Source organism: Sphingomonas sp. NIBR02145 (assembly GCF_027359115.1).
In the GTDB taxonomy this organism is placed as follows: Bacteria; Pseudomonadota; Alphaproteobacteria; order Sphingomonadales; family Sphingomonadaceae; genus Sphingomonas; species Sphingomonas kyeonggiensis_A.
In genome coordinates, this window is the sequence record NZ_CP114791.1 from 4,925,950 (window position 1) to 4,937,924 (window position 11,975).

Genomic DNA, 11,975 nt, shown 5'->3' on the forward strand with positions numbered 1-11,975 from the left:
GCCGGTTCTGTTTGGTCGTCGTGACGATCAGTTGCGCGACGGGAACACGCCCGACAGCGAGATGTTGGTCTGCACCGCGACATAGGGGTTCATGATCGAGAAGGGGATGTTGCTGCCGGTGATGCCGACCTGCACCGAACCCTGCGGCGTGAAGTTGCCGCCGGTGATGTTGACGCCGCCCAGGTTCACCGAAGTGCCGGTGGTGCCCGAGGGGACGTAGATCTTCACGGCCTGGGTGCCGGCATTGGCGCAGTTCGCGAGCAGCGAGCCGGCTGCCGGCGTGTTGACCTGCTGGCCGCCCGTGACGTCGCTGATCGCCGAGATCGAGCCGGTGGCGGAGGTCTGGCCGGCGATGCCGGTGAAGGTGGCGACGTGATTGTGCGCCGGCATGTTGGCGATCGTCAGCGTCTCGGTCTCGGTGCCGGAAACCTGGCCCCACACATAGGTCTGGCCGCTGGCGGTGCTCTGGCCAAGGCCGACAAAGCCGCGTCCCGCTGCGTTCGGCAGGGCGAAGGTGCTCACGCCATTGCCGCCGAAGGTCGTGCCGAGCAGCGCGAACAGCGCATTGTTCTGCGAGATGCCGAGGATCTGGCCATTGCACGAGGCCCAGCCGCGCGGCGCGAAGTTGAAGCCGACCTGCATGATCTGGCCCATAAACGGTTCAGACATTGTCCTACCCCCCAAGTTAGCGATGGCCAGCGCGCCGGAATGCCGCGCCGGTTCCTAAGGCGGGGTTTTTAGATACGCGATCGCAAGGGCAGACAAGCGGCTATTACTTCAATTCCGTTCTATCTCGCCTCGGTGGGGAAGAGTGGGCTGACGAAAAGTCGTAATTTGCAAAATTCAAGGTGCCATTTGGGAGCTATCGGCGCGAATAATCCTCCAGATGCGCTTCAAGTCATTTTGGTGGAAAAGTAACTAGTTCCTTAATTCGGAACTAATTCCTGATTTTAGTGACTTTTGTTCAACGTTCGCGCGATATATACAGCGCGCTCGTCCGTCATGGGCGTTGGGGGTAGGTTTGCACATGTCGTGGGGCTTGGGGAAGGCGCGTTCCGCCTGTGGTCGGATCGTTGCGGGGATCTCTGGTAAGCAGCGAATCGGGGGGCGCAAGACGCCGACCCCGGCCAATCATCCTTCGGCCCTCGGGCGACTGCGCACCCGCGTCGGCGGGGCGGTGGCTGCCGCACTTCTCTTCGTCGCGCCAAATACCGCCTGGGCGCTTTCTAGTGCCTGTACCGCGATCAACAGCGGCCAATATGTGAACAACGGGCGCGCGGGCGGCCAGAATCCGACGGCAATGTCCGGAACCTACGGGTTCATCGCGCCGAACGGTAATGACGAGAACATCACCACCAGCGCGAATCTGGTCGATACCTTCGCGCCCGGTGAGATCATCAGCTGGAGCTATACGAAGACCACCAACGTATACCTCCACATCTATCTTACCGACTCGAACTACAATCTGATCACCGGGACCAATTCCTATGATCGGACCGCGGCTTCGGGCAGCGGCTCCTTCACGATCGTCAACTCGGGCGATATCGTCGGTGTGCGCCTCGATGCCGGTTCCTTTGGCGGCGGCCCGAACATCAGCGGCCCGACCAACGGCACTGCCAGCGTCACGATCAGCTGCTCGGCGCCCACGCCGGTGCTCGGCGTCTCGATGACCCATAGCGGCAACGCTTCGCAGGGTGGCTCGCTGGCCTACACGATCACTCCGTCGACAACGACTGCCCCGACCAGCACCGCGACGCTGACCGCCGCGTTCACGCTCCCCACCGGCATGACCTACAGCAGCGCGACCGGTACCGGCTGGAGCTGCAGCGGCTCAGGCCAGACCGGCTCGTGCACGCGCACCACTTCGATCGGCACGGGCAATGGCCCGACGATTACGCTGAACACCAGTTTCGCGAGCAACGCCACGACTCCGCTTGTGCCACAGGTGCAGCTGTCGGGCGGCGGCGCTTCGAACTCACCGACGGCTACCGATTCCACTGTGGTCAACCAGACGCCGACCGTCACGTCGGTGTCGCCGACTGCAGGCCCGACGGGCGGCGGTACCTCGGTGACCATCACCGGCACTAATTTCTCGGGGACCACCGGCGCGGCCGGCGTCAAGTTCGGCGCGGCCAATGCGACGGGCTACACCGTCAACAGCAGCACGCAGATCACCGCGACGGCGCCCGCGAACAGCGCCGGCACCTATGACATCACCGTCACCAATGCCGGCCTCACCAGCGCGACGTCGGGGGCGGACCAGTACACCTATGTCACCGCACCGACGGTCACGTCTGTCAGCCCGACGGCGGGTCCGACGGCCGGCGGCACGACGGTGACGATCACCGGCACCGGCTTCGCGGCGGCGAACCCGACGGGCGCGGTCAAGTTCGGCGCGACCACCGCGACCTATACGATCAACAGCAACACGCAGATCACCGCGACCTCGCCGGCGAACAGCGCGGGCACGTACGACATCACGGTTGCCACGCCCGGCGGTACCAGCGCGACCAGCGCGGCGGACCAGTTCACCTATATCCCGGCGCCGACGATCACGTCGATCTCGCCGACCGCGGGCCCGACGGGTGGCGGCACCTCGGTGACGATCACCGGCACCAACTTCACCGGCGTGACGGCAGTCACCTTTGGCGGGACCGCCGCGACCGGCTTCACCTTCGTCAACGCGACCACGATCACCGCGACTTCGCCCGCGGGAAGCGCAGGCACGGTGGACATCCGCGTCACCACCTCTGGCGGGACCAGCGCGACGAGCGCGTCGGACCAGTTCACCTATATCGCGGCACCGACGGTGACCTCGGTCTCGCCGATCGCCGGCCCGACCGGCGGCGGCCAGACGGTGACGATCACGGGTACGGGCTTCGCGGCGGCGCCGGGCACGGGTGCGGTCAAGTTTGGCGTGACCAACGCGACGTACACGATCAACAGCAACACCCAGATCACCGCGACCTCGCCGGCCAATGCGGCGGGCACCTATGACGTGACCGTCGCCACGCCTGGTGGTACCAGCGCGACCAGCGCGGCGGACCAGTACACCTATGTCTCGGCGCCGACGGTCACGTCGGTCTCGCCGACAGCGGGCCCGACCAGCGGCGGCACGACGGTGACGATCACCGGCACCGGTTTCGCGGCGGCGCCGGGCACGGGTGCGGTCAAGTTCGGCGCGACCACCGCGACCTACACGATCAACAGCAGCACCCAGATCACCGCGACCTCGCCGGCGAGCGCCGCGGGCACGTACGACATCACGGTCGCGACGCCCGGCGGCACCAGCGCGACGAGCGCGGCGGACCAGTACACCTATATCGCCCCGCCGGTGGCCAGCTCGTACACGGCCGCGGCGGTCGCCTATGATATCAGCAACACGACCTTCAGCGTCGCCAGCCATGCGACCAACAGCCCGACCAACTATGCGGTCGGCTCGGCGACCACGGCGCAGGGCGGATCGGTCTCGGTCGATTCCTCGGGCACGGTCACCTACACCACGCCGAGCGGCTTCCGCGGCAATGACAGCTTCACCTTCACCGCGACCAACCTGGGCGGCACGTCCGCCCCGGCGACGGTCACCGTGCCGGTGAACAACCCGACCTTGCTCTTCACCTTCCCGGTGGGCAGCGGCACGCGCGGCGTCGCGCTCTCGAACGTGCGAATCGACACCACCGGCGGCCGTGCGCCCTATACCTGCGGGACCACGCTCAACACGGGCTCGCTGCCCGCGGGCACGCAGCTCAACGCCGATTGCACGATCACCGGCACGCCGGCGGCGAGCGGCACCTTCACCTTCACGGCCACCGTGACCGACAGCTCGCTCGGCACCGGCCCCTACACCATGTCGACCGGTCCAATGGTGCTGACCATCGGCGCGCCGACGATCAGCATCTCGCCTGCCTCCGGCGCGCTGCCGGGTGCCACCGTCGGCACCAGCTATTCGCAGAGCTTCACTGCGAGCGGTGGCACCGCCGGCTACACCTATGCGCGCACGCTGGGCACGCTGCCGACGGGCGTGACCCTCTCGGGCGGCACGCTGTCGGGCACCCCGACCACGACCGGCACCTTCAACTTCGACATCACCGCGACCGACGGCTCGACTGCCGGCAGCGGCGGCCCGTACACCCGGACCCAGTCGTACAGCGTCACCGTTTCCCAGGGCGCCCAGACGATCAGCTTCGGCACACTGTCCAACGCTTCGCTCGATGATTCGCCGCTGACCCTGTCGGCCACCGCATCCTCGGGTCTGACGGTCAGCTTCGCCTCGACCACGACCAGCGTCTGCACCGTCTCGGGCACCACGCTGACCCTGCACCAGACCGGTACCTGCTCGGTCACCGCCAGCCAGGGTGGCGACGGCAACTGGACCGCCGCGCCCGACGTCTCGCGCAGCTTCACCGTCACCCCGGCGAACCTGACGATCAACGCCAGCGCCGCTACCGGCCTCCAGGTCGGCGCCAGCTACAACCAGGCCAACACCGCCTCGGGCGGCGTCGCGCCCTATACCTACACGCTCAGCGCCGGCGCCTTCGTGCCGGGCACCACCCTCAACGGAGGGACCGGCGTCGTCTCGGGCTCGCCGACCGTCGCGGGCTCCTTCAGCTACATCATCCGGGCGACCGACGCCCAGGGGCCCGCCGACACCGCCGATACCCCCGTCACCACCGTCAACATTGCCAAGGGCAACCAGACGATCAGCTTCAATCCCTCGACCGCGCCGAGCGCGTCGGTGGGTGGTGCGGCATATAATGTGACCGCCTCGGCGACCTCGGGGCTGACGCCGATCCTTTCGATCGACGCCAGCGCCACCGCGATCTGCACGATCTCGGGCGGCTCGGTGACCTTCCAGGCGACCGGCACCTGCCTGATCAACGCCAACCAGGCGGGCGACTCCAACTGGAACGCCGCGCCCCAGGCCCAGCAGAGCGTCACCGTCGGTGCGGCGGGCGCGATCGGCGTGACGGTCAACTTCTCGACCAGCACGCTCGGCGTCGGCCAGACCGGCACCGCGACGATCACCTTCACCAATCCCAATGCCTCGGCATCGCCCAACATCGCGCCGCTGTTCAGCGGTTCGGCGCTGGTCAGCCGTGGCGCGCTGGGCGGCAGCTGCGGCGCCAGCGGTTCGGACAGCGGTGCGAACTTCCAGTTCAACGGCTTCAGCATCCCTTCGGGCAGCTGCACCGTCACGATCAGCTATACCGGCACCACCGCCGGTTCGTCGGCGGGCTTCTCGCTCGGCGCCTTCACCCCGAGCGGTTATCCGACCACGTCGGCGGCCGGCAGCAGCGCCTTCGCCGTCGTGCCGACCGTGACCGGCGTCTCGCCGAACACGGGCCCGGTCAGCCAGGTGGTGACGATCTCGGGCACCGGCTTCAGCACGACCCCGGGCAACAACACGGTCACCTTCGGCTCGGCCGGCAACGGCAACGTCACGGCGGCGAGCGCTACCTCGCTCACCGTCACCGCCCCGGTGGCCGGTTCGGGTGCGAAGGCCGTGACGGTCTCGGTCAACGGCCAGACCAGCACGACCTCGGCAACCTTCACCTTCATCGACAAGCCGATCGCGGCGGACAAGCCGGGCGTTTCGGTGCCGTACAACAGTGCCGGCACCGCCATCGACCTGTCGAGCTCGATCACCGGCGGCCCGCACAGCAGCATCGCCATCGGCACCGTTGCCCAGCATGGCACGACGACGATCTCGGGCGATGTGGTGACCTACACCCCGACCGCCGGTTATTTCGGCGCTGACTTCTTCACCTACACCGCGACCGGTGCCGGCGGCACTTCGAACGTTGCGCGGGTGGACATCACCGTGGCGACGCCGGCCGCTCCGGTCACAACCGACAAGAGCGGCGTCGCGATCCCGTACAACGGCACGGGCACGGGGATCGACCTCAGCACTTCGATCAGCGGCGTGCATTCGTCCATCGCGATCGGCACGCCGCCGCAGCATGGCTCGGTGAGCATCGCGGGCGATGTCGTCACCTACACGCCGACCACCAACTATTATGGCGGCGACAGCTTCACCTTCACGGCGACCGGCCCGGGCGGCACTTCCGCTCCGGCGCAGGTGACCGTGACGGTGGCCAACCCGCCGGCACCGGTGGCGAACGACAAGAACGGCGTGACAGTGCCCTATGCGAGCACCGGCACGGCAATCGACCTGTCGACGTCGATCACCGGTGTCCATTCGGGCATTGCTGTCGGCACGGTACCCGCGCACGGCACGGTGACCGTCGCCGGTGACGTCGCTACCTACACCCCGAACGCCACGCATTACGGCGCGGACAGCTTCACCTATACGGTGACCGGCCCGGGCGGCACTTCGGCGCCGGCAACGGTGAACATCACGGTGGGCCTGCCGCCCGCGCCGGTCTCTACCGACAAGAGTGGTGTGGCGGTGCCCTATGCGAGCACCGGCACTGCGATCGATCTCAGCGCCTCGATCACGGGCGTGCATTCGGGCGTCGCAGTCGGCACGGCACCCGCGCATGGCAGTGTGACCGTTGCCGGTGACGTTGCCACCTACACCCCGAGCGCCACCTATTATGGTGCGGACAGCTTCAGCTATGTGGCGAACGGCCCGGGTGGTGCGTCGAACGTCTCGACCGTAACCCTGACGGTGGCGACGCCGGCGGCTCCGACGGCGGCGGACAAGACCGGCGTGGCGGTACCCTATGCGAGCACGGGCACGGCGATCGATCTCAGCGCCTCGATCACCGGCGTGCATTCGGCGATCGCGATCGGCACGGCACCGGCGCACGGCACGGTGACGATCGCGGGCGATGTGGTGACCTACACCCCGGCCGCGACCTATTACGGTGCGGACAGCTTCACCTTCACGGCAACCGGCCCCGGCGGCACTTCGGCGCCGGCGACGGTAAGCATCACGGTGGGCCTGCCGCCGGCACCGGTCGCAGCCGACAAGCCGGGCGTGGCGGTGCCCTATGCGAGCACGGGCACGGCGATCGATCTCAGCGCCTCGATCACCGGCGTGCATTCGGCGATCGCGATCGGCACGGCGCCGACGCACGGCACGGTGGTGATCGCCGGCGATGTGGTGACCTACACCCCGGCCGCGACCTATTATGGCGCGGACAGCTTCACCTTCACGGCGACCGGCCCCGGCGGCACTTCGGCGCCGGCGACGGTGAGCATCACGGTGGCGACGCCGCCGGCCCCGGTGGCGGCGAACAAGACCGGCGTGGCGGTGGGCTATAACAGCGCAGGTACCGCGATCGATCTCGCGCCCTCGATCACTGGCGTGCATGCCAGCATCACGATCAGCACGGCGCCGACCCACGGCACCGCGACGGTCAGCGGGGATGTCGTGACCTATGTTCCGACCACCGGCTATTACGGTGCGGACAGCTTCGCCTACACCGCGACCGGTCCGGGCGGCACTTCGGCCGCGGCGACGGTGGGCCTGACGGTCGCCACCCCGCCGCCGCCGAGCGCGGCGCCGGGCACCGGCACGGTGCCGGGCAGCACCACCACGGCGGGCACCAGTGTCCAGATCAACCTCTCGTCGCTGGTCACCGGCGTCTATGACTCGATCCAGATCGCCAGCCAGCCGGCGCACGGCACGGTTACGCTGAGCGGCGGGGCAGGGCCCAGCCTGACGCCGACCGCGGTGGCACCGGTCTCGCCCTATGTCGCGACCTATACCCCGGCAGCCAATTATGCCGGCACCGACAGCTTCACCTTCACCGCGACCGGCCCTGGCGGCACCTCGTCGCCGGGCACGGTGACGATCACCGTGGTCGGCCAGGTGCCGATCGCGACGCCCAAGACCGCGACGGCGGGCGACGGCCAGATGGTGTCGGTGATGCTCACCGACGGGGCCACGCGCGGGCCGATCACCGGCGCGACCGTGGTCAGCATCTCGCCGGCCAATTCGGCAACCACCACGATCGTGGCGGCGGGCAACGGCACCTATCGTCTGGATGTGACGCCGAACAACCGCTTCGGCGGGCAGATCGTGGTCAACTATACGCTGAGCAACATCTTCGGTGCCTCGGCGCCGTCGACCGTGACGCTCACCGTCCAGGCCCGCCCCGATCCGCGCAACGATCCGGATATCGCGGCGATCAGCGATGCCCAGGCCGAGACGGCACGCCGCTTCGCCCGGGCACAGGTGTCCAACTTCATGCGGCGCACCGAGCAGCTCCATAACGGGGGCGGCGCGACCGGCCTCGCCATGGGCGTGACGCTCGGCTCGCGCGACGGGACGATGGCGTTGCAGCGGCCCGACGACAAGAACTGGGGCCTCGCCATCACCGACCGGATGCGCGTCTCGGGCGAGGATCCGGCGATCGGCCAGTTCGCCAACAACCCGCAGTCGCCGCTCTCGCGGGCCGACCAGCTCGGCTATGGCCGCACGGTCGCGACCACGGGCGGGGTCGGCGGCACGGCAGGGCCGGCCAAGGCGGCTTCGGGTGTCGATGAGGACGGCAAGCGCCGGAACGGGTCGGTCGCGACCTGGGCGGGCGGTGCCATCGACATCGGCACGCGCGACAAGCGCACCGATCGCAGCAAGATCACCGCCACTACCGCGGGCCTCAGCGCCGGCGCCGACATCAAGCTGTCCGACGATATCCTCGTCGGCCTGGGTGGCGGCTATGGCAATGACCTGAGCCGGATCGGCACGGCGGCGCAGGTGCGCGGCACCAGCACCATCTATGCCGCCTATGCCAGCATTCAGCCGGCAAGCGGGACATTCATCGATGGCATGGTCGGCCGCGGCCAGCTCGACTTCACCACCCGGCGCCTTGCCGCGGCGGTGAACGCGACGGCGCGCGGCAGCCGGGATGGCAGCTACACGGTCGCCGCGATCTCGCTCGGCATCGACCGGGCAGGCGGCCCGCTGCAATGGTCGCTCTATGGCCGCGCCGAGTATCTCGATGCGGACCTGGACGCCTATGCGGAGAGCGGTGCCGGGCGCTACAACCTGCGCTTCGATGCGCGCCAGGTGCGTTCGGTCACCGGCACGCTGGGCGGGCGCCTCGAATATCGCCAGAAGGTGAGCTTCGGTTCGATCACCCCGCGCATCCGCGCCGAGTGGAACCATGAGTTCGCCGATGTCGATGCCCAGTGGCTCGACTATGCCGATATCCCGGGTGCTGCGCTCTATGATCTGGCGGGCAATGGCTGGAAGCGCGAGCAGCTCCAGCTGAGCATCGGCACGCGCTTCGACATCCTGAGCAGCGGCTGGTCGTTCGACTTCGAGACCGGCCTGCGCGCCGGCCAGGGCGAACGTGCCGGCACCCTGCAGATCCGGCTGTCCAAGCGCTGGTAACGGGAACGACCTCCGGGGCGGCTCACGCCGTCCCGGAGCGTTCTTCCGATGTAGGAAAGATAGGAGCGGTCTCGCGCAGCAATGTTGCGAGGCAGGCCGCTGAAAACCGTTCTTGGCCTGTACTTCGTGTACTTTGGGAGGTCTTGAGCTACCGGGCCAGCAGCCGGTCGAGTGCGGCGGCCACCTGGGCTTCGCGATAGGGCTTCTCGATCATCGGCACTTCGTCGCCAAAGCCCTCCGGCGGCGCGCCATAGCCGCTGGCAAAGGCAAAGGGCACCCCGCGTGCCCGCAGTGTCTCGGCGATCGGGGTGCTGCGCTCGCCGCCCAGGTTGATGTCGAGGATCGCCACCTCGAAGCCTTGCTCCTCAGCCAGCGCCAGCCCCTCGGCCAGCCGGCTCGCCGGTCCGATCGTCTGGCAGCCCAGCGCCTCGAGCAGGTCTTCGAGGTACATCGCCACCACCGGCTCGTCCTCGACGACGAGCACGCGCAGGCCCTCCAGCCCACTCATTCGGCGCCCTCCGGCAGCGGGGCATCGACGACGCAGACCAGCCCCTCGGGCCGGAACTCGATTTTCACGCTGCCGCCCAGCTCGGCCGCCAGGCCGCGCTCGATCATCCTGGTACCGAAACCGCGGCGGCTGGGCGCCGACACGGTCGGCCCGCCGGTTTCCTCCCAGCGCATCGAAAGACGGGCGGGGCCGTCATTATGGACGCGTTGCCAATGCACGGCGATCCGGCCCTCTGGCCGCGACAGAGCGCCGTGTTTCACCGCGTTCGTCGCCAGCTCGTGGATCGCCAGAGCCAGGCTGATCGCGGTCTTGGGCAGGATCGTCAGGTCCGGCCCGTCGAGCGTGAAGCGACAGGCCTCGCCGTGCGGGCGCAGCGCGTCCTCGATGATCTGGCGCATCGACACCAGGCTCCAATACTCGCGAGTGAGCAGGTTGTGCGCTTCGGACAGGGCGGCCAGCCGGCCTTCGAAGGCGGCACGGGCCTGGCGCGGCGGCACGTCGTCCTTGAAGCTCTGCTGGGCGATGCCCTGGACGATCGCCAGCGTGTTCTTCACACGGTGGTTGAGCTCATCGATCAGCAGGCGGAGATGTGCCTCGGCGCGCTTCGCCTCGGTCATGTCGCGGCCGATCGCATGGAGTGCCACGGGCTGGCCCTGATCGTCGAGGCTGAGCCGTGAATTGACTTCCCAGATCAGCTCGCGCCCGTCCTTGGCGCGCAGCCTGACGGTGAGCCGGGTCGATCCGCCATGCTGCAATTTGCGGTTGAACGCGTCCATGCTGATCGCAAACTGGTCCGGGTCCATGAACTCGGCGATCGAGTGGCCGAGAATCTCGCTCTCGTCATAGCCGATCGCTTCCACCACCGCCGGGTTCACCGACGTCACCCGATTGTCGAGCGTGGTGGTGATCAGGAAGTCGTTGGCCTGCTCGAAGATCGTTCGGAAGCGCGTCTCGCTCTCGCGCAGCTCGTCCTCGGCGCGTCGGCGCGCCGTCACGTCGAACGAGACGCCGACGAAGCGGCTGGGTCGGCTGTCGCCATAGTCGATCCGGTTGCCATGGCTTTGCAGCCAGCGTTCGGCGCCGTCGTCGGCACGCAGGATGCGATATTCGATCGTATAGGGCGTGCCCTCGGTAAAACAGCGCAGCGCCGCCTCGCGCGTCCGTTCGCGATCGGCGGGATGCACGCGCTCGATCCACTCCTCGAAGGTACCGCGTGCATCGGGACGGCGCGCCATGCCGAGCAGGTCGAAGCGATTGGGCGACCAGGTGCCCTCCATCGTCTCGAGATCGAGTTCCCAGGTCGCCATGCCCGCGGTCTCGGTGGCTAGGCGAAGCGTTTCCTCGCTCTTGCGCAGTGCCTCCTCACTCTCGCGCCGCTGGGTGACGTCCAGCGTCACTGCCAGCACGCCGAAGGGCTCGCCATTGGCACGGCGGATCACCGCGACCGAATTGTTCACCCAGACGATGCCGCCGTCCTCGCGGACATAGCGCTTCTCATGAGTATAGGGCGTGCCCTCCCGCACCGCACGTTCGAACAGCGGCACGTTGCGCACCAGATCGTCCGGATGGGTGATCTGCTGCATGGTCATGCCCATCAGCGCTTCCTGGCTCCAGCCGGTGATGTCGCAAAAGCGATCATTGACCAGGGTGAAGCGGCCTTCGAGATCGACCTGGGCAAAGCCGGCGGTGGTCTGGCTGATGAAGGCGGAGAGCTGTGCCTCGCGCTCGCGCAGGGCCAGTTCGGCGGTCTTGGCCTCGGTCACGTCATGCGCGACGCCGATAAAGCCGATGTGACGCCCCTCGGCGTCGCGGCGAGGTTGCGACGTCGAGTGAAGCCAGCGCCATTCGCCCTCGGCGTTGCGATACCGGCCCTCCAGCTCGAAGGTCTGGAGGCTCGCTTCGCCCGCCACCGATTCCGCGAGCAGTCGCGCGGCGTCATCGGGGTGAATGATCCGTCGCCAGTCAAACTCCAATGCTTCCGCATAGGAAACGCCGAGAAAGGCGACATAGGCGCGATTGACGAAGCTGCGACGGCGATCGAGCCGCGTGACCCACACGGCGACGGGGGCGCTGTCCGCGATCAGGCGGAACTCGTCCTCGCCAACCGGCAATGGTTCAGCAGGTGCTTCGATCATCGTACCCCGTCGAGCTGCATCAGCA

The 11,975-nt window shown here is 67.9% G+C and carries 4 protein-coding genes; 1 reads left to right on the plus strand and 3 read right to left on the minus strand.

All coding sequences use genetic code 11. The annotated features are described in order from the left end of the window. Window positions 1-27: 27 nt before the first annotated feature. On the minus strand, window positions 28-669 hold the full coding sequence (locus tag O3305_RS22760) for a phage tail protein (protein WP_269574550.1): 642 nt from the start codon (window positions 667-669) through the stop codon (window positions 28-30). Window positions 670-1,177: 508 nt separating this feature from the next. Between O3305_RS22760 and O3305_RS22765 the strand changes: the two genes are divergently transcribed. After that, entirely contained in the window at window positions 1,178-9,307 is an 8,130-nt protein-coding gene (locus O3305_RS22765; protein ID WP_269574551.1) for an IPT/TIG domain-containing protein, read from the plus strand. A 148-nt stretch (window positions 9,308-9,455) separates the two neighbouring features. Here the strand turns inward: O3305_RS22765 and O3305_RS22770 are convergent, their stop codons facing one another. Both O3305_RS22770 and O3305_RS22775 read right to left on the minus strand, forming a co-directional pair. Continuing rightward, window positions 9,456-9,815, minus strand: a complete 360-nt coding sequence (locus O3305_RS22770) for a response regulator (protein WP_269574552.1) — start codon at window positions 9,813-9,815, stop codon at window positions 9,456-9,458. Further along, window positions 9,812-11,950, minus strand: a complete 2,139-nt coding sequence (locus tag O3305_RS22775; protein WP_269574553.1) for a PAS domain-containing sensor histidine kinase — start codon at window positions 11,948-11,950, stop codon at window positions 9,812-9,814. Before O3305_RS22775 ends, O3305_RS22770 begins: the two co-directional genes overlap by 4 nt. Window positions 11,951-11,975 lie beyond the last annotated feature (25 nt).